Below are 20,011 nucleotides of genomic sequence, written 5' to 3' on the forward strand. Positions count from 1 at the left end.
CTTTACTTAGAGACTGTTATGTCGACGCGCGTTTTGCTGGCTGTTCTGTTGGGATTTGTTTCGCTGCAAGTGCAAGCAGCGGATCGGCCAAATGTCTTGTTCGTAATGTCGGACGATCACACTGCGCAAGCGGTCGGGGCGTATGCGACAACGCTAAAGAGTTTGGACCCAACACCGACGATCGACTCAATCGCTGCCGAAGGAATGGTGTTTGACAATGCGTTTTGTACGAATGCAATCTGTACACCGTCGCGAGCCTGCATCATCACGGGACTTTACAACCACAATAACGGCGTATTCGATCTGGGCGGCAACATTCCACCCGCCAAACAAGTGCTGCCAATTTTGATGCGACAAGCCGGCTATCAGACTGCGATGATCGGCAAGTGGCACCTGAAGGTCGAACCGAATTACGACTACTACAAAGTCGTCCCCGGCCAAGGCAAGTATTTCGATACGGAGTTTCGAATTCAAGGCGACAAAGAGTGGCCCAAAAACATGGTGAAATACCCGGGGTCGCATTCCACGGATGTGATTGCTGATTCAACATTGGAGTGGTTCAAGGAAAAACGAGATCCCAGCAAACCGTTCTTCGTTTGTCATCATTTCAAAGCTCCGCACGATTACTTCGAGAGTAATCCTCGATACGACGACTATCTGGCGGACGTGCAAATTCCCGAGCCGGTGTCGCTATGGAGCAAGCCGGATCGCTGGGGATCACTTGCGACGCGGGGGCACAACGGCGAATTGGAACCACACATTGGCACTTCGATTGGCCGACGAAATCCGCGGCGTTCGTATGCCGCGGATTTGCCGCAAAAATTCCCTAATGAGTTTAAGTGGGATTTCAAAGATCCGAATCTTAGCGACGAACAAGTGAAGCGATTGGCCTACCAAGCCTATTTGAAAAAGTACCTTCGCTGCGTCAAAGGTGTCGATGACAATCTGAAACGCATCATCGACTACCTAAAAGCAGAGGGGCTCTACGACAACACGCTGATCGTCTACACCGGCGACCAAGGATTTTGGTTGGGTGAAAAAGACTACCAGGACAAACGCTGGGCTTATGACGCTTCCATGCGAATGCCTTTCATCGTTCGCTACCCGAAATCAATCCCTGCTGGAACACGCAGCGACGCGATCATCGAAAACGTCGACTACCCCGCCATGATGCTGGACTTTGCAGGGGTTCAAATCCCATCGACGATGCAGGGTCGTTCGTTCCGCACCATTTGCGAAACGGGTAACGAACCGAGTGACTGGAAAAAGGCTGCTTATTACCGTTACTGGATGCACATGGCGCACCATGACAATCCGGGCGAAATGGCGATTCGTACCAAAACTCACAAGCTGATTTACTTTTACGGTTGCGACTACAACGGAGAGAATCAAACGCCACCGGCGTGGGAACTCTATGACCTGGTAAAGGATCCCGAGGAACTTCGAAACGTCTACGATGACGCTGCGTATGCAACTGTCCGTGATGAACTGAAAACGCAGTTCGCACAGATGCGAAAAGACAACGGCGATGACGGTTCGCACTACCCCAAATGCGAAGCGATTGTCCAAGAATTTTGGGACTACGACGAAGCGGACCGAGTCAAGGCGATCGAAATTTCACACGCGTTTTTGAAGCGACGTGAAGCTGAATTGGCAGCGGTTCAAGCAAAGAAGAAGATCCAACAAGCAAAGAAGAAAGCCGCCGCAGCGGCAGCAGCTAATTGACGCTCGGTGTGATCTTCAGATGTCAAAACAAGCTCTCTCGGATTCGATGGACGATCAACTGCAGCGGTTGGTCGTCCAATTGTTTGATGCGGATTCGATCAGCCGCGTAGAAGTCATCCAAACGCTTTGGAGCGGTTACGGGCAGATCTTGAAAGTGACGCTCGACGGTGGCAGCGCGGCATCAGTCATTTTGAAACATGTCACGCCACCGAGTCAGGCCAGTCATCCACGTGGTTGGTCAACCGACCGATCGCATCAACGAAAGCTTCGGTCCTATCAAGTCGAATCGGCCTGGTACCGTGATTGGAGTGGCCGTTGCGGTGACCGGTGCCGGGTTCCCAAGTGTTATCTGATCGACGATTCGCAGGGACGCGCAGTATTTGTCCTGGAGGATTTGGATGCAGCCGGATTTTCCGCGCGGAGGTCAGGCCTGAAAATCGACGCGGTAAAAACCTGTTTGTCCTGGCTAGCCGAATTCCATGCCGAATTCATTGGCGAACAGCCTGCCAGACTTTGGTCCATCGGTACCTATTGGCATCTGGATACGCGACCGGACGAATGGGATGTGATGCCGGCGGGACCGCTGAAGGACGCCGCCAAGAAAATTGATGCGGCGCTGAGGGAATCGCCGTATCAGACATTTGTACACGGTGACGCAAAGGTCGCCAACTTTTGCTTCACGCCCGAAGGTGATGCTGTTGCCGCCGTCGATTTTCAATATGTCGGTGGCGGCTGTGGGATGAAGGATGTCGCCTATTTGCTAGGCAGTTGCATAAGCGATGACGATTGTGAACAGTATGAGCAAGAGTTGCTGTGGCATTACTTTGAGCGTCTCGGGGAAGCGATCAGTCGAAGCGAGAAACAGGTCGATGCCGTGGCTTTGGAAAGAAATTGGCGAACGATGTTCCCGCTTGCATGGGCGGATTTCAATCGGTTTTTGGAAGGATGGTGTCCTGGTCATCAAAAGCTGACTGGCTACAGCCAAAAAATTGCAGTCAGTGTTGTCCGATCGCTAGATTGACAGGCCCATTTGAGTTCAACTCAGGTCAAATGCGATGCGCAGAAGCAGACATCTAAAAAATCAGTACGCGGACTAACGGAAATATACGGCGATGAGCGACACGGAACTCGATCCCAATGAGATGACTGACGACGCGAAGCCTGCTGGTTCATCCAGCGATTTTCGGCCGCTGCGAATTTGGCCCGCGTTGGTGTTGTTGGTTGGAATGGCAATTACGCGATTTGTTCCCCCCATGATCGAAGACGCGCCGATCCTGCTGTTGATGGTGTCGGTGATCGGTCCCGTGGTCTTGGGCGGGCTGCTGTTGATTTGGTGGTTGACGTTGAGTCGCGCGACGATGAAAGAGCGAATCGTTGGATTTGTCGGGACATTGATCATCGCTGGCGGCAGCATGGCGTTGCTAGACAAGACGATGATCGGGCCGGGCATCATGATGGTTGCCTTTCCGCTGGGGACGGCTGCGTTCGGTATCGGAGCAATCCTGTTTAGCCGTTGTCTTTCGTTTCGACGAACCATTGTCGTTCTACTGTTGGCGGTCTGCGGATTTGGATATGCGACGCTGCTGCGTAGCGAAGGAATGTGGGGGCACTTTGCTCTGGATTTGCACTGGCGTTGGGAGCCGACGGCAGAAGAAAAGTTGCTGGCTGATCGATTGAAATCGCCTTTGAATGCCACCGCAATTGGCTCAGCCGACGAAGTCGATCAGTGGCTTGCCAATCCACAATGGCCTCAGTTTCGTGGGCCCGGCGGAGTGAGTAAGCAACAGGGGCCAGCGATAGAAACGAACTGGTCGACGAATGCACCGGAGTTGATTTGGAAGATACCCGTTGGTCCGGGCTGGTCGTCGTTTTCTGTGGCAGGGAATTTGTTGTTTACACAGGAACAACGTGGCGAGAAGGAAACGGTGGTTTGCTACACGGCGGACGCGGGCAAAGAAGTGTGGGCTCACGAGATCGAATCACGTTTCTTTGATCCACTTGGCGGACCAGGGCCCAGGGCCACACCGACAATTGCGGGAGCAAGCGTTTTTGTTCAGGGCGCGAGCGGACAGCTGCAACGGCTTGACGCCAAAACCGGCGAATCGATTTGGGAGGTTGATTTGCGGAAAGCGGCTGACCGAGAGCCTCCTGTCTGGGGTTTTTCATCATCGCCACTGATCGTCGATTCGGTGGCGGTGGTTCACGCAGGGGGCGAGGGCGACAAAGGCACGTTGGCTTTCGATGTCCAAACGGGCGATTTGAAATGGTCAGCACCAGCGGGCGACCATTCCTATAGTTCTCCCCAATTGGTGCGTCTGGGAGACGAAAAATTTGTGGCAATGTTTACGAATAAAGGCTTTGATCTGCTGGATCCAAAATCGGGGGCATCACGGTTTAACTACCAGTGGAAAATCGATGGCTACACCGCAGTCCAACCTCAAGTCGTGATGGGAGATTCGATTCTGCTGGCGACCGAAGGAGAAACCCGGTGTTTGCGAATCTCACAGGGCGACGACGGATTTCAGGCAGAAGAGCGTTGGACATCACGCAATCTGAAGCCGGACTTTAATGACTTCGTGGTGCATGAAGGCCACGCTTACGGTTTTGACGCAAAGATCTTCACTTGTATCGATGTGGAAACAGGTGAGCGGCGATGGAAACGTGGTCGCTATGGAAAAGGACAGGTTTTACTGCTGTTCAAGTCCGGCGTGCTGCTGGTGATCAGTGAGCGTGGTGAGATCGTTTTGCTTGACGCGAATCCCGCGAAGCATCAGGAACTTGCAAAGTTCAAAGCCATCGAAGGCAAGACTTGGAACCACCCGGTCGTCATTGGTGACCGGCTGTACCTTCGCAATGCACAGGAGGCAGCTTGTTACCAGTTGCCGTTAAAAGAAGAAGCCGGCTCACAGTCCGACGAATAGCCGGACCTGTGAGAGGCAGTGATCGAGCGACCTGCCGTCGCTCGGTGTCGCGACGGGAGTCTTGCTAGTTCAATTCAGCAAAGCGAATGTTCTTGAACTCAGTCCACATTGGTTTTCCAGCGTGAAGCTGCAAGCCGAGGTTGCCTTCGCTCAATGCACGTTCGGGATGATTGTCGGTGAAGTCCAAGACTAGCTTTCCGTTAAGGTAATGCTTGACGTTGTTGCCTTTGGCAATGATGACAACATCGTTCCACTCGTCGACTTTCATTAGCTCTTTGAAACCGGCTTTGTCGATCAGATCGTTGTCGATGACTTTTTTGCCGTCTGCGTTCCATTCGGCTCGCTCGCCAACCAAGCAGATGCGACCGCGTTTGCCTTTTTCGTCGTAGATAAACGACGGAACGTTGGGGAAATCTTCTTCGTTGCGAATCTCGTGTTGATATCCCTTGAGCACCCACTTGTTGGACGCTTTCTCCAGATGGGCCGATCGGTACTGAATGCCCGAGTTGTTGGTCGCGTTGCAGCGAAACGAAAGACGCAGTTCAAAGTCTTTGGTTTTGCCTTCTTGCCAGATCAGAAATGTATTTCCTTTGGTGGCGTTTTCAGCGGTCGTAACACCATGAATCACACCGTCACGCACGGACCACAGTCGCGGGTCTCCGTCCCAACCGGTCAGGTCTTTGCCGTTGAAGATAGGTTTCAAGTCTGGTGAGGCGGCAGGGGCATGGTTCTCGTGGTGATCTGCCACGGCAGGTAGGGCGAATGCCAGAAGTGCAAGCAGTGTAAAACAGCGGCGCATGGATGTCTCCAAAGACGATTGGGGGCGGGGAATGGGGCACCGATTATGACTCAATCGGTCGTAAATAGCTATTCAGCATCGAATCAAGATTTTTGTCGCCAAACACGCAGGTCGTCCAGTTCGACACTCTCGCCAATGCATCGAAACACCAAGGTCGGTTTCTTGACCGAGAACGTTGGGTGACTCGCTTTTAGCTCCTGGGAATCATCGATTTTGGCCGTCACATAAGGTCCCCAGGTCGTGACGCGTAGTGTGTACCACTTGTCTTTTTCGAAGGCGACTTTCTCCGACGCTAGGATTTCGTTGGGATCTACTTTGGGTTTGGCTTTGTCGACGTGCTTCATGATTTGCCACTTCTGAGCATTGATGATGACTGAGAAAAGATGTCCTTTTTTGTCCAGTTCACCACGCTTGGGGTCAAAGCCGAAGTGGAATGTTGGCGATTCACCGACCAATCGGAATCGAACTTGATAGACGGCGTTTTGAGTTTCAATCACGTGTCGTGCGGCGGCCGAATGTTTATCGGCTTTGATCTCTTTGGCCTGGAAGACGCCATTGATGACCTTCCAGCTTCCCGTGTTGATGTGCCAGCCTTTGCCAAGTTCCGCTTCGTCGAAGGATTGGTCGACGACCAATTCGCTGTTGGCGGGAGGCGTGTCAGCCGCCATGGAGATCGAACACGAAAGCAAAGCAAATGCGAAAAGCGGGGAGAGGTATTTCATGGCGGAGCGTGTTGGGGAGGAACGAGGTCGTTAGAATAAGCGCGGTCAACGCGTGCGACCATTCTAACTCTGCCGACAAGGAGCCGTTCATGATTATCGATTCTCGCCGGCGGGGGCTGCTTTTGTTGGTTTGGGTAGTTGTGTTTTGTGCGGCTATGCCCGAGGCGTTGGCGGCGACGCACCCCAATATCGTTTACATCTTGGCAGACGATTTGGGTTTTGGTGACGTGAGTTGTTACAACGATCAATCCAAAGTTCAAACACCTCACGTGGATCGACTGGCTGCAGAAGGAATGCGTTTCACCGATGCCCACACTCCGTCGGCGGTCTGCACTCCGACTCGTTACGGAATTTTGACGGGGCGTTATGCGTGGCGGACGCGATTGAAGTACCGAGTGCTAGATGGACTTGATCCCGCCCTGATCGACCGCGATCAACTGACCGTGCCATCATTGCTTAAGCAGCAGGGTTACCACACGGCGTGTGTTGGAAAGTGGCACTTGGGGATGCAGTGGACTGACACCGATGGCCAGAGAGTACCTGCCGTTCCAATCGATCGAAAGACACGGCCACGTGACGGACGTAACGTCGACTACACAAAGCCGATCACGGATGGGCCGACGGATCGCGGATTCGACTACTTCTTTGGGATATCGGCTTCTCTGAACATGTCGCCGTTTTGTTTCATCGAAAACGATCGGCCTGTTCGGTTGCCCGTTTGGGATCAACCTGAGATTCGCACGGAGTTTGTTTCGGTGGATGCGGGGGTTCGTTCGCCCGATTTTACGATCGCTGGCGTGATGCCAAGACTGGCGGGCGAAGCGATCGGATACCTGGAAGAACGATCTCGGTACGACGAACCATTCTTTCTGTATGCGCCCCTTACATCGCCGCATTTGCCGTTGGCGCCCAACCAAGAGTATGTAGGCACGAGCGACGCGGGAGTCTACGGCGATTTTGTCGCCGAAACAGACGCGTTCGTTGGTGCCGTGTTGGAAACTCTCGACCGAACCAATTTGGCGAAAAATACATTGGTGGTTTTTACGTCGGACAACGGTGGGCTTTACCACTACTGGAAGCCCAGTGAAAAAGACGACGTGCAGTTTTACCGGGAGCGAGCCCGTGGCGCTTACGTCAAGCAGTTTGGGCACCAGGGCAACGCCCATCTGCGTGGAACCAAAGCCGATATATGGGAAGGTGGCCACCGTGTACCGTTCGTTGTTCGTTGGCCAGGCAAAGTTCCCGCAGGCAGTGTTTCCGGTCAGCTGATTGAGCTAACTGATTTGTTGGCGACTTGCGGCCAGATCGTCGATGTTCCATTGCCGCCAGGGGCGGCGCCGGACAGCAAGTCGATTCTGCCCGCGTTGCTGAGCGAATCACCGACAGAACCTGTTCGTGATTTTGCAGTGCATCACTCTTTGTGGGGAACGTTCGCAATTCGGCGTGGGCAATGGAAAATGATTCCGCACCGTGGCTCAGGCGGATTTACATTTCCAAAAACGATCGACGTTGCTAAGGTCGGCGGACCACCTGGACAACTGTATGATCTGGAGAACGATCCGTCAGAAACTAATAATGTATGGCAGCAGCATCCGGCCGTGGTCGCCCAGCTGCAACAGTTGCTTGACGATGTTCAAGCCGCAGAGGATCGAGTGATTTCCAATTGAATAACCATAGCAATACGATGCCACCAACGCCGCTGACTGACGAAGAACGTGCTGTTTACGAGTGGCAAATGTGGGTGCCTGACTTCGGCGAATCTGGTCAGGAGAAACTCAAGAATGCGTCGGTAATGGTTTCTCGCGTCGGTGGTGTTGGCAGCGTCGTTGCCTATGAACTGGCCGCCGCTGGCGTGGGCAAACTGGTGCTGGCTCATGCTGGAAACATCAAACCGAGTGATTTGAATCGCCAGTTGCTGATGACCCACGATTGTCTTGGCAAACCACGCATCGATTCGATCAAACGCAGACTGTTGGATCTCAATCCACGTTTAGAGATCGTTGCCGTGGGTGAAAACGTCAGCGAATCGAACGCCGCCGGTTTAGTCGAGCAATGTGATTTGATTGTTGACTGTGCACCGCTTTTTCCAGAGCGTTTTGCAATGAACCGGCAAGCGGTGCTGCAGAACAAACCGTTGGTGGAATGTGCGATGTATGAATTGGAAGCCCACATCACGACAGTCGTGCCTGGCAAGTCACCGTGTCTGCAGTGCATTTGGCCGGAAAATCCGCCGACCTGGAAAAGACAGTTTCCGGTCTTTGGAGCGGTGTCGGGTACAGTCGCTTGCATGGGAGCGATTGAAGCGATCAAGTTAATCAGCAACATAGGCGATCCATTGACGGGGCGATTGGTGCGAATGGATTTGCGCGACATGGATTTCAAAACGATGAAAGTCACTCGGCGAAAAGACTGTCCTGTTTGTGGATCGATGGGAGAAAAATCATGACCCGAATAAAGCTACCTACCGTCTACCGCGTTTACGCGGGCGATAATCGCAGTGTCGAAATAGAAGCGGGCGATGTCGGAAAATTGCTGGACGCGTTGACGCAGCAGTACCCGGATTTGAAACCACATCTTTTTGACAATGACGGAGAACTGCTCTCGTTTGTCAACGTTTTTGTCAATGACGACAACATTCGCGACTTGGACGGCAATGCGACCGAATTGGGCGAACGCGACGAAGTCTTTTTAGTGCCTGCGATGGCAGGCGGGTGATTCTGGTTCTTTGTCGGTTTTGATCGGCCGGTCAAAACGCGGCTGTCAAAAAGTCGCTGCTGATTTCACTGGCTATCTGTCACCGCTCCGTCGCCTGGCAGAGACGAACCGCCTAGTGTCAGTGACTGCGGGAATGGTGTTCGCATCCGGGACAAGGTCCATTTGGTGATTTTAGAGTCCCCAAAGAGAATGGCCGGTTGTTAAACTGGTGGGCTAGTGAGTTGGTCGAATTTCCGATTCGCTTGAAGCCCTGCCTCCTGAATCCCGCCGAGATCCCTTCGTGATACGCATTTTCTGTGTCGTTTTCTTCTGCGCCCTATTCGCAAACGCGAGGCCCGCGTTTGCTCAGTCCGTAGCGACCAGTCGAGGATTGGTGGTGCGATATGACTTCAGTACCACCAGCGGTAGCACGGTTTATGATCGCGGCGGAGTTGGATCGCCACTGAACCTGAAAATCAAAGACAGCCGCCAAGTCAAACGTTCTGATGGGGCGTTGACCGTCACGGGAGAGACGACGATTGCGTCGGCTGAACCCGCCAAAAAAGTGACAGACGCGATCAAGCGGTCGCAGCAATTCAGTGTCGAGGCTTGGGTCAGAACCGATTCGCTATCGCAATCTGGTCCGGCGAGAATTGTGACGTTGTCGCAGAATTCGGTAAAACGAAACTTTACGCTCGGCCAAGACAAAGATCGCTACGAAGTTCGTTTTCGTTCTGCCAAAACAGACGCAAATGGATTGCCTGGACTTGGATCGCCCGCAAATTCTGTGGCGACGAAGTTAACGCATCTGCTTTACACGCGGACCAAAAGTGGCGACACGTCGATGTATATCGATGGCAAACGTGTTGCCAAAGGAAAAAGCGCGGGTGATCTGAAAGCTTGGGACAGTTCAAGCCGGTTGGCGTTGGCAAATGAACTAACCGGCGATCGACTCTTTCGAGGCACTTATCACGCGGTCGCAATCTATAGCACCGCGTTGACCGAAAAAGAAGTTCGTGCGAATTTCGCGGCAGGTTCTCAGGTAGCAAAATTGGCGACCGCAAACAACGGTCAACCGATTGATCCTGTTGCAGGATCACGCCGACGAATTTCGACTGGCTTGCAAGCGTTGTATGATTTTCGCGAACCCTCTGGGGATCACGTCCGTGATCGGAGCGGAAGAGGCGAACCGATTGATTTGAAGATCGGAGACACCAAAGCCGTCGTTAGACACGACGGCGGATTGGAGATCAAAGGTTCCACTTCACTTCGTTCGGCAAAACCGGCCACGCGATTAGCTCGCGCGATAAAGGCAGCCGGTGCTTTTTCGATCGAGGCTTGGATTGCACCTCAGAACACGAGTCAAAAGGGGCCCGCGCGGATCGTCACGCTTTCCAAAGACAGTGTCAATCGGAACTTTTTGTTGGGCCAAGACGGCAATCGGTTCGACGTACGGTTTCGAACGGATCGCACGGATGGCAACGGGCTGCCATCGACGTCGACTGCGGGCGGCACCGCAAAAAAGAAGCTGATTCACATCGTATACACCCGTAGCAAATCCGGCGACGCCAAGATTTACCTGGACGGGGCGCCGGCCCAAAGCGGCAGGGTCGAAGGCAGTTTGCGCAATTGGGATCCCTCTTACCGATTGACTCTAGGGGACGAGATATCCGGCGGTCGGCAGTGGCGCGGCACCTACCATTTGGTGGCGATCTACAACCGTGATCTTTCTGGGCGCGAAGTAAGACAGAACTATCAAGCGGGGTCCAATGGACAGACGGACGATCCATCGGAATTGCCCGAGCACGCGATCGCCAAAAAAATGTCGCCCCAACAGTTGTTTTTTGAACACAAGGTCGCGCCGTTATTGGCAAAACACTGTTTGGAATGCCATGAATCAGCTGTTAGCGAAGGCGGTTTGAACCTGGCGAGAAAAACCGCCGCACTGGCCGGTGGAGATAGCGGAAAGGTGATCGTGGCAAACAATGCAGCCGACAGTTTGCTTTGGCAGTCGGTCGAACACGATGAAATGCCCAGCAATCGCGAGCCGCTTTCGGATGACGAAAAGACCGTGCTGCGAAAATGGATCGACGACGGTGCGGAGTGGACTTTCGATTTTATCGACCCCGCGGTTTACGCTCACGAAGGACGCACAAATCAAATCTGGCTGCGACGATTGACGGTGCCAGAGTACATCGAAACAATCCGCGCGACGTTTGGAGTCGATGTTGATGAAGATGCAAAACGGATATTGCCGCGCGATATGCGAGCTGACGGGTTTAGCAATACCGCTTACAACTTGAATGTGGATCTTCAGCATGTGGATGCCTACGCTAAGTTGGCCCAAATTGTCGTTGCAAAGTTAGATGTCCGTCCGTTCGCAAAGCGTTTCCGCGGCCGATTGTCGATGACAGATAACGACATGCGAGGTCTGATCGAAGAGATGGGGAAGTGGATTTTGCGTGGTCCGCTGGAAGGCCACGAAGTTGTCCTGTTTCGAGGCATTTCGACTTCGGTTGCCAGCGCGGGCGGGAGCGTTGACGATGCGATTGGCTATGTGATTCGTGCGATGATTCAGTCGCCCAAGTTTCTTTATCGGATCGAAAAACAACGTGGCGACGGACAGCAACGAGAGCTGGATGAATACGAACTGGCGTCGCGGTTGAGTTACATCATCTGGGGAGCATCTCCCGACCAAGAACTTTACTCCGCAGCAGAAGCCGGCGATCTCTTCGACGACCAAGGTCTGGCCAGCCAAGTCCAGCGGATGTTGCAAGATCCACGCGCGGTATCCCAGTCACTATCCTTCATATCGCAATGGTTGAACTTGGGGCGGATGGACAACATGCAGCCCAGTCCGGAGCGGTTTCCGAAGTGGCAACCTTCGTTGGCGCAAGACATGCGAAATGAAACATTGATGTTTGCCGAAGAAGTGCTTTGGAAGCAGAAGCGACCACTGTCAGACTTGCTTAGTGCTCAGGTGACGTTTCTGACGCCCGCTTTAGCGAAACACTACGGCATCCAACCGCAAGGAGACAAAGCGACTCGGTACGATCTGTCCGATGTACCTAGTCGGGGAGGATTGATGACGCACGGGAGTGTGTTGACGGTTGGTGGCGACGATGCATCGATGGTGACGCGAGGGTTGTTGGTGATGCACGAACTGCTTCGTGGGATTGTTAAAGATCCCCCGCCGGGCACCGATACGACACCAGTGCCAAGCGAACCGGGGCTCAGTCAGCGAGGCATCGCCGAGGACCGAATCGCCAATGATGCGTGCAGCGGTTGTCACCGAAAATTTGAACCACTTGCGTTCGGCCTCGAAAAATTTGACGGCGTCGGTGCGTTTCATGACGTCGACGAATACGGAAACAAACTACGCGAAGACGGTCAGGTCCTGATTCCAGGCGATGCAAAGCCCATGAAGTACAGCACATCGGGGCAGCTGATGGAAATTTTGGCCAAAAGCGAGCGAGTCAAAGAAACGTTGACGTGGAAGATTACGCAGTTCGCCTTGGGACGACCGCTGCTGGCCGAAGATGCTTCCATCGTGAGCGACATTCATCGACAAGCAGAGCAGAATGGCGGAACGTATCCAGCACTCATCACGGCGATCGTAGCGAGCGATCTCGTTCGTAAGATCAACACCGAATCAAAGTAATCAGCTAGCGAACATTCGCTCTCAATGAAGGATCTTGTTATGAATCAAAAACTAAATCGAAGAACTATGCTCCGCAGCGTGGGTGCCGCGACGATCGGTTTGCCATTGTTGGAGGAGATGATGTTGTCCAGCGCGCTGGGCGCCGCCAAGGCGGAAGCACCGGTTCGCGCGTTCAATGTTTTTTTTGGACTGGGAATTCCTGCACCGCTACAGGATGAAGGATTCGATGGTGTCTTGGAGCCTTTGAAGCCGCTCAGTGACAAACTGTTGATCATGCGGAATGTAGATCAGGTTCGCTGCGATGAATCTGGCATTAATGCACACTTCGACGGTGCCTCGGGGGCCTTTACTGCCGCGCCGCCCAATGGTGAAGCAAAAGCGGGAGGCGCATCAATTGATCAGGTCATTCGAAAGAGTCACTATCCCGGCGGAATGCCTGCTGGCATGGTGCCGACACTGATCGGGGGTACTTTTTTTCGCCGCAGCCGAGTCAGTCGCTACGTTCATAGCTACAACGAAGACGGCACAGTGGCCGCGACGATTCAAGAAAAACCGCGTGACTTGTTTGAGCGCGTGTTCGGGAAAATCGAAAGCTCAGGAGATGCTCGCGAGCAACAGCTCAATCGTAGCGTGTTGGATTCGGTGGTCGATCAGTACAAGTTCTATACGGGTGCGAATTCGCCTCTGGGATCGGCATCGCGAGCAAGGGTCGCGGATCACTTAGACCGGATTCGCGAATTTGAACAACGCGCCTTTGAGATGACTGACAAGGACGATGATGCACCCAAGCTACCACCACGGTCACGACTGCTTCATGGCGGTCAGGCGGATCCAGGCGGCGAGGGGATCGACATGAAGATCGATGACTTGACGCGTGAGTGGCGTTTAATGGCCGATCTGTATGCCCTCGCGATCGAATTGGACCGAGTTCGTTTCGGTTCGTTGACATTTTTGGCTGCGGGAGAACGACTGCGCATTACAGGAGACTACAAATACGACGGACGACTGGTCTATCAGTTCGACGACGAAAAAGAGCTTGGCAAATCAGGCTCAGGTGGCTGTTCCCACGAATGGTGGCACAAGTTCAACCCGGACAACAAGAACGAACAGCTTCGCGCCCATGCACACATGAAGATGCGTGAAGTGGCTTACTTTTTGAAACGATTGGATTCATCGAAGGACGTCAACGGGAAATCGATTCTGGAAAATTCTTGCATCACCATTAGCACCGAATCGGGCGATGGTCGGCACAATGACGTCAAACGTGAACTCTCTGGAATCTTTCATGCGATCACGGGTGCCAACGGTCGATTCAAGACTGGGCAGATCATGGACGTGGGAGCCGAAGGGGTCGATGTCTACAATACGATGTTGACGGCGATGAACACGAAGGATCGTTTGGGGCCGACGAAGCGAGACGCTAAGGCCATCGATAAAATCCGAGCCTAGTGAGCACGGCTGTAAATTCACGCCGAAGGAAATCGCGGCTTATTGTTTGTCAATTAGCTGAGTCACGATTTCGAGATTGGCTTTGGCTGGAACATTGCTGGGATCAATTTTGAGAGCTGATTCAAAGCACTCTTTCGCTTCCCCAAGCTGTTTGTCATTGAGTAAAAGCAGCCCAAGTCCATTTAAAGCATCAATGTCTTGAGGCGACAGTTTCAGCACGCTCTTGTAGGTTTGGATCGCCAGCGCGGTATGGCCTAGTCCCGCTTGGCTTTGAGCCAAAAACAGCCGCGTGCCTGGGTCATCGGGGAACAGGCGATCGACGTTGGCCAGTAATGCAGCAGCCTGTTTGAAATCGTTTAGCTGGAGGTACGTGATTCCTAAAAAATACTGGGCGCGAACATGGTTGGAACTTTCGTCCGGAAGCGTTAGAACTGCCACCGAAAAGATGTCCTCTGCTTTCTCATACGCTTGCAGTTCGAATAGCAATTCCCCGTACGGCAAGTACGCTCGCGTGTACATCGGCGCGGTACCAAGCAGTTGGTCGTAGGTTGCAACCGCCGAATTGACTTGGTCAGTGCGATGCAGGCAATCAGCAAGGACCAGCAGGCTTTCGGGGTCATCGGGCAACAACCGTAGAGCGTCACGCGCACGCGGTTCTGCTTCGCTAAACTTCCCAGCCCAGTGCAGTACCTTTGCGAGATTCCGCAGTGCGACGCCTTGGGCCACTGGATCCACTTTCGCCAGAACAGCCGTATTGATGCGCTGCACTTCTGATTCAGGCACGGGAACTTGAGCGAGCCACTTGTGTTGCTGGAGACATTCGACAATCCAAAGCGACAGTTTTTGGTGGACTTGGATGGTCGGGTGAACATGATCGAGGAAGTACTCTTTGCCCAGAATTGAATGGCCGTACTCGGTTTGGCACAGCTGCCGAAGCTGCGCATCAAAATCGACCAGCATTAGATCTTGCTGCTGCGAAAGTTGTCGCAGAGCGGCTTGAAAATCGCTGGTTGATCGCAAGGGGCATACGTCACCGTCCAATGCCGCCTGAAAAGCGGTGCGAGCTTCGTCGAACGATTCTGCAGTGAAATGAATTTGTCCGATTTGAAAATCGACGTCTGCGTACTGGTTGTCGATTTCTTTGGTTGCCTTGAACCGCGATAATTTTTCGGAATCAGGAACATTGGGCGACGAGGCCGCTTGAAGCAAATCCGCAAAACGACGCTGGTCACCGTCGTTTAGATCTGGGGCGAGCTCGCTTTTGAATGGTGAACAGTCTTTTTCATTGGATGCTGGCACCACAAACAGAATTTTCGCGTTTGCGTTTTTGGCAATCGCCGACATTCGCTTCAGGTTTGACTGGTAGTGTCGCAGTACGTCGGCGTGCCATTTTGCATCTCGGTGATAATCGGCCGGACCGACCGTATGGTTCAGCATTTCGTCGACTTCGCCAGGAAGCGTGATCGGAGGTTGTTTCTGGGCGGACGACGTATCAACCGGCCGGGCGGTTGGAGTAGTTGCTTCGTCGCCGACAGGCCGGACCAGTTGCTTCAAAACAGAAAGCGTGCGGGTGCGACCGAGGGCGGCGGTGACGTTTCGCTGCGTGCTGGATTGTTTGAAAAGGTCTTCGTAAGTTCGGCGTTCCAGAAATTCGTTTTGCCCTGAGTAGACGATGAACAGATCGGGATCATATTGCGAAAGTTCGTCTATCACCGCAGCTACTCGGTAGCTGGCGTAGCTGACGCCACCGGCATTGATCACTTCCCACTGGGTGTCGCTGTCGACGACCGGCAGAAATTCGCGTAGCCAACCACAGAACGATGTTGTGTCGTCGTAGGGGCGTCCGAAAGTCGTTGAACCACCGACGCAAAAAATACGCCGGACGCCTTTGGGTTTTTTGCGTGCGAATTGTTGGTCGTTGAACCAAACCAGTTTGCCACTGGCAGTGTGCACGTGAGTCTCTGGATCAGTAGATTTATCGGGAACAAACAGCGGATACTGATTGGAGAATCCAACAAACGGATCACTGGTTTTGGTCGACTCGCCGACGCCCGCGAGTACAAGCAGACCTTCGACTAGGCCGAAAAACACGAAGGTCACAAGGGTTGCGAAAAACAGCTTTTTGCGAAGACTGATGCCGATGGGGCGACTTAGTTGCGAGGATTCAGACATCGTATTGAACAAGGGGTGGGAAATGCCAGCAACGTGATCAGGGAGCCGGGGGGAGGGTTCGGCATTGACGCCGGGTGAACAAATTCCGTAGCAAAATTGTGTTAGGTCGAACGGCAATCGTTTTCAGTGAGCTTGTCGATGCGAAGCCTCCCTTTTTGCAAAGAAAGTTGTTGCATGGATTATCGTCGATTGTCTTGGTCATTGGCAGCGTTGATTTGCATCTGGGCGACTTTTTCTAGCCCGAGTCTTTCGCAAGAGACTGGTTTGCTAGATTCGCAAGCCACGAATCGTCAGTTCAACCGCGGTCCCGCCGTGCAAGCCGTGGGGATGACAACACCTGCTCGGATGCTAAATCGGGCTACGGACCGTAGTTTGCCAAAACAGATTCGAGTCAAAATTCACTACCTTATCGTCGACGAAGAAAGCCGGACCGCGGTTTACGATCTGTTGAGTTCGGATTCAGTCAGCCTCGTAACTCAGAAACTCCCAGAGAAAAGTCTGCCGACCGAGTTTGTTCAAAAGGGATCCGATCTGCAAAGCTCGCGCACGATGAGCACGACTTCTTGCGTGGCGACATCCGTGATTGATGGGCAGAAACGCGACGAGATTCTCACTCAGATCACACAGTCTGCCGGAGCCAAGATCTCCAGTGCGCCCACCATAATCTTGCTTGATGGAAACGAAGGGCAGATGGACGAGATTGTTCAGAGGCCATTTGTCGTTGGAATGCCTCCAGCAAGCCAAGAGAATCCGTCAATCACGAGCAGCTCGGCAGTTGCAAATAGCGCGACTCCCACCATTCAAGTCGTTGATGAAGGCACGTCGATTCGAGTTCGCGCGATCAGTCGAGACGACACGTACGTTCACCTGGCGAACGAGGTAATCAGCAAGCAAATTATCGGTGTCGAAAATACAAAGGTCTTTGGCAGAGAAAAAAGTGCGGTGCTCCAACGACCGATCCAGCAAGTGGAGACAGCCGTCGCCGCCGTTGAGATGCAGTTTGGACAGACCCTGTTGATCGATCCCTACATCGCCCGGGACGTCGAAGTTGAGATCGAACGCGAGGTGCCGATTTTCGGGAAAATTCCTTACGTCAATCGCTCGTTCAAGAACACTGCCAAGGCGACCAAAACGACCAACTGGCTGATCATGGTTCAGCCAACGCTTGATACCTCGGTAGTGCTGCAAGTATCGGCAACGTCGGCTATGGAAATTCGATAACGGCTTTGACGCAGTCATCTTTTCGGTAAGCGAAGGTCTCATAAGCGGCTTCGGCATCGTGAATGCCAAAGCGATGAGTGATGGCCCAGTCAAGATTCATCGGTTGCTGAGCGAGTCGACTAGCCAGCTGGCCCATGTAGTGCCGAGCCGGACAGCGACCGGTGCGATAGGTTAGGTTCTTGTCGTAAGCCTGCGCCGGACTGAACGCAAAGTTTGGACTGCAGTGACAGCCGATCACCGACAGCGTGCCACCGACACTCAGTAAATCGATCGCCATTTTTTGAGCGTTTGGTAATCCCACCAGTTCCATCACTGCGTCGGCACCCCTTGCGCCGGTGTGGTCGGCGACCAGTTGACTAACGTCATTGAGATTGTCGCAAGTGATGGCGCCTATTTGTCTCGCGATCTGGCGTCGGGAGTCTAAGGGGTCGACTGCAATGACCGTGTTGGCGCCGAGTATTTTTGCCGCTTGGATCGCGAGCAGCCCGACGGTTCCACATCCGATCACCACATAGACACCGGCTGGTTGAATGCCAGCCATTTCCGCACAGAAGAATCCCGTGCTGAGATTGTCGCCCAACAACAGCGCGATGTCGTCGGACATGTTGCTGGGGATTTTCATCAAGGTTGAATCAGCCAGCGGGACACGCACGTACTGCGACTGTCCGCCATGCAGTCCGGTTCCTTGCTCTCGCCAGCCAAAAAGCTGCCCACGGTCACATCGCGACGTCAGGCCGTTTTGGCACGGAAGACAACGCCCACAGTTGGTCGTAAATGGTGAACAAATGCGATCGCCAGTCTGAAAGTTTTTGACCGCCGCACCGAGTTCCACCACTTTGCCGACGAACTCGTGTCCCATGACTGTGCCTGGGGCGATACCGAGCTCGCGACCAAAGAACGGATGCAAGTCGCTGCCGCACAGTCCGGCTAAGTTGACCTGAACGATGGCGTCGCCGGAATCTTCAATGATGGGGTCGGGAATGTCTCTCTGTGAAACCTTCTGAACCGATTCAAAACAGACCGCTTTCATGATGCTCTGGCCCAAAGATGGATCATGGTTATTCGCTCGATCCGGTTTGCTGCAGGTTTTTTGCCAATGCCCAGCCTCCGATGGATAGACAGATCAGGACAGACACGCCTAACCAGCTCAATCGGTTGGGCAGAGCGACGACCAGTCCAGCACTCAGCAAGAATGCAAGATTCATAAAGATCAACGGCCAAGTCTTCCACTTGGCACGCGGTTTGGGAGATGATTCTCTCGTTTCGGGTGGTTCGTACGGGTTCATTGTGATGCCGCAAACGCTACTTACTGCTGGGCTCAAATGTGACTCGGCAATCAGGGAGTGAGTTGCGAATTTCGGCAAGGCCTTGGGGGGTGACTTGCGTTCCCGTCAGGTAAAGCTGTTTCATTGCAACCAGCTTTTCGAGATGCTGAATTGATTCGTCGCTGATGTTGTCATTGGTCAACCAGAGAGTTTCCAGCGAGAATGTTAGAGTGTCTAGCTGGGCCATGCCCGCATCGGTCACCTGCGTGTCGTCGAGTCCCAGGGATTTCACTTGAGTCAGTCGCGAGATTGCCCTCAGGCAAGAATCATCACAAGTGGAATGCTTCAGGGAGATGTACTCCAGCGTTGGCATTTCAGTGAGATGAAAGAGTCCAGGGCCTTTTAAATCCAACCCAGTAAGAATCAGTTTGCGGATCTTGGGCATGCGTTTTACCTGCGCCAAACCTCTGTGTGTAACCCGAGTGCCGTTGAGCCAAAGGTCGCGTAGGTTTGGCAACGTGGGCAGACACGCTATCGCCGCGTCGGTGACATTCGTGTCATCCAAACCAAGGCTTTGCAGTTTTTCGCATCCAGTCAATCCAGCAAGAGCGTCTGGGGCGAGCTGAGAATACTTGAGCGACAGAAATGTCAGCGAAGGTAGGTGCCGCAGATGAATTAGCCCGGAGCCTTGGATGCGAACTCGGAGGGTCTGAAGGTCAGGCAGTGTTGCGATTTCCGGTAGTCCGTTGTCGCGAATCGGCGACTTACTGATGTTAAGTGTGCCAAGCCCGGAGATGTACTGCAGCAGTCGGAGATCGCGATCTGTGCCCGCCCACTCTTTTTCGATTGTGACCGTTACGAAACTCCGGTACTTAAAGTCGACGCCCAATTCCTGCAGCTGTTGCTTGGCACTCTGAGCCCATCGATTACGGACTAGGGCAATCGTATCGATCGTGCGTTGCGAAGTCGCGTTGGTTGTCAGGTCGGACAGCGAATGAATGATTGCAGACGCTTCGTGAGAAACTTGCTGATTCGAACGGAGGTGAATCAGTCGCAGTATTTCCAGCGAGCGGGAAACGGACTCCAGACTTCCGGTTTCGATCGTCGATTTCAAGACAGGCAACGCGGACTTGCCCGCCAATTTCAACCGGCGACTGGCTGATTCTCTTACGCCGAAGCGTGGGTTTTCTAAGTCAGCGGCAATCTCATAAAGCTCCTTTGGGGAGGTTTGAATATCGTCGGCGAAGGCCATGCTGCTAAGGGCAAGGAGAATCGCGAACGATACGACGGAGGAGACTGACACGGACGGCAAAATGGGAGTTCTCTGTGCGTGCGAACTGTACGGCAAACTTTGACGGTGGACTATCAACGCGACCTAAATC

General features: G+C 53.3%; 15 protein-coding genes. 9 read left to right on the forward strand and 6 right to left on the reverse strand.

Going from position 1 to position 20,011, the window contains the following annotated elements:
- The first annotated feature begins 18 nt into the window (after positions 1-18).
- The 3 genes from K239x_RS01785 to K239x_RS01795 all read left to right on the forward strand — a co-directional run bounded on the left by K239x_RS01785 (position 19) and on the right by K239x_RS01795 (position 4,646).
- On the forward strand, positions 19-1,725 hold the full coding sequence (locus K239x_RS01785; protein ID WP_145415979.1) for a sulfatase family protein: 1,707 nt from the start codon (positions 19-21) through the stop codon (positions 1,723-1,725).
- A gap of 19 nt (positions 1,726-1,744) precedes the next feature.
- Positions 1,745-2,746 (forward strand): oxidoreductase family protein, encoded by a 1,002-nt coding sequence (locus K239x_RS01790; protein ID WP_419189561.1) that lies wholly within the window; start codon positions 1,745-1,747, stop codon positions 2,744-2,746.
- A 91-nt stretch (positions 2,747-2,837) separates the two neighbouring features.
- Positions 2,838-4,646, forward strand: a complete 1,809-nt coding sequence (locus K239x_RS01795) for a PQQ-binding-like beta-propeller repeat protein (RefSeq protein WP_145415980.1) — start codon at positions 2,838-2,840, stop codon at positions 4,644-4,646.
- Positions 4,647-4,710: 64 nt separating this feature from the next.
- Here the strand turns inward: K239x_RS01795 and K239x_RS01800 are convergent, their stop codons facing one another.
- Together K239x_RS01800 and K239x_RS01805 are read right to left on the reverse strand one after the other, a co-directional pair.
- Positions 4,711-5,445, reverse strand: coding sequence for a 3-keto-disaccharide hydrolase (locus K239x_RS01800; protein ID WP_145415981.1), 735 nt, complete (start codon positions 5,443-5,445; stop codon positions 4,711-4,713).
- Between the two features lie 83 nt (positions 5,446-5,528).
- Positions 5,529-6,167, reverse strand: a complete 639-nt coding sequence (locus K239x_RS01805; RefSeq protein WP_145415982.1) for a hypothetical protein — start codon at positions 6,165-6,167, stop codon at positions 5,529-5,531.
- Positions 6,168-6,256: 89 nt separating this feature from the next.
- On the opposite strand from K239x_RS01805, the gene K239x_RS01810 reads away from it, so the two are divergent.
- The 5 genes from K239x_RS01810 to K239x_RS01830 all read left to right on the forward strand — a co-directional run bounded on the left by K239x_RS01810 (position 6,257) and on the right by K239x_RS01830 (position 13,971).
- Positions 6,257-7,834, forward strand: coding sequence for a sulfatase family protein (locus K239x_RS01810; RefSeq protein ID WP_419189562.1), 1,578 nt, complete (start codon positions 6,257-6,259; stop codon positions 7,832-7,834).
- Positions 7,831-8,613, forward strand: a complete 783-nt coding sequence (locus K239x_RS01815) for a HesA/MoeB/ThiF family protein (RefSeq protein WP_419189563.1) — start codon at positions 7,831-7,833, stop codon at positions 8,611-8,613. The genes K239x_RS01810 and K239x_RS01815 overlap by 4 nt, the downstream gene beginning before the upstream one ends.
- A complete protein-coding gene (locus tag K239x_RS01820) occupies positions 8,610-8,882 on the forward strand; it encodes a ubiquitin-like small modifier protein 1 (protein ID WP_419189564.1) in 273 nt (90 codons plus the stop codon). Before K239x_RS01815 ends, K239x_RS01820 begins: the two co-directional genes overlap by 4 nt.
- A gap of 376 nt (positions 8,883-9,258) precedes the next feature.
- Positions 9,259-12,522 (forward strand): DUF1592 domain-containing protein, encoded by a 3,264-nt coding sequence (locus K239x_RS01825; RefSeq protein WP_145415984.1) that lies wholly within the window; start codon positions 9,259-9,261, stop codon positions 12,520-12,522.
- Between the two features lie 39 nt (positions 12,523-12,561).
- Positions 12,562-13,971 carry a DUF1552 domain-containing protein gene (locus tag K239x_RS01830; RefSeq protein WP_145415985.1) on the forward strand — a complete coding sequence of 470 codons (1,410 nt, stop codon included), beginning with the start codon at positions 12,562-12,564 and terminating at the stop codon, positions 13,969-13,971.
- Positions 13,972-14,010: 39 nt separating this feature from the next.
- Here the strand turns inward: K239x_RS01830 and K239x_RS01835 are convergent, their stop codons facing one another.
- A complete protein-coding gene (locus tag K239x_RS01835; protein ID WP_145415986.1) occupies positions 14,011-16,143 on the reverse strand; it encodes a tetratricopeptide repeat protein in 2,133 nt (710 codons plus the stop codon).
- A gap of 174 nt (positions 16,144-16,317) precedes the next feature.
- On the opposite strand from K239x_RS01835, the gene K239x_RS01840 reads away from it, so the two are divergent.
- Positions 16,318-17,364 carry a hypothetical protein gene (locus K239x_RS01840; RefSeq protein WP_419189565.1) on the forward strand — a complete coding sequence of 349 codons (1,047 nt, stop codon included), beginning with the start codon at positions 16,318-16,320 and terminating at the stop codon, positions 17,362-17,364.
- On the opposite strand, the gene K239x_RS01845 is transcribed toward K239x_RS01840, so the two are convergent.
- From K239x_RS01845 to K239x_RS01855, 3 genes are read right to left on the reverse strand one after another with little or no spacing between them, the layout of a single operon-like run.
- Positions 17,348-18,394, reverse strand: a complete 1,047-nt coding sequence (locus tag K239x_RS01845; RefSeq protein WP_145415988.1) for an alcohol dehydrogenase catalytic domain-containing protein — start codon at positions 18,392-18,394, stop codon at positions 17,348-17,350. The two genes, K239x_RS01840 and K239x_RS01845, sit on opposite strands and share 17 nt — an antisense overlap.
- Positions 18,395-18,422: 28 nt before the next feature.
- Entirely contained in the window at positions 18,423-18,650 is a 228-nt protein-coding gene (locus tag K239x_RS01850) for a hypothetical protein (protein ID WP_145415989.1), read from the reverse strand.
- A 16-nt stretch (positions 18,651-18,666) separates the two neighbouring features.
- Complete coding sequence (locus K239x_RS01855; RefSeq protein ID WP_419189566.1) at positions 18,667-19,881, reverse strand: leucine-rich repeat domain-containing protein; 1,215 nt, start codon at positions 19,879-19,881, stop codon at positions 18,667-18,669.
- Positions 19,882-20,011 lie beyond the last annotated feature (130 nt).

It is taken from the genome of Stieleria marina (assembly GCA_007741555.1).
Taxonomy (GTDB): domain Bacteria; phylum Planctomycetota; class Planctomycetia; order Pirellulales; family Pirellulaceae; genus K23-9.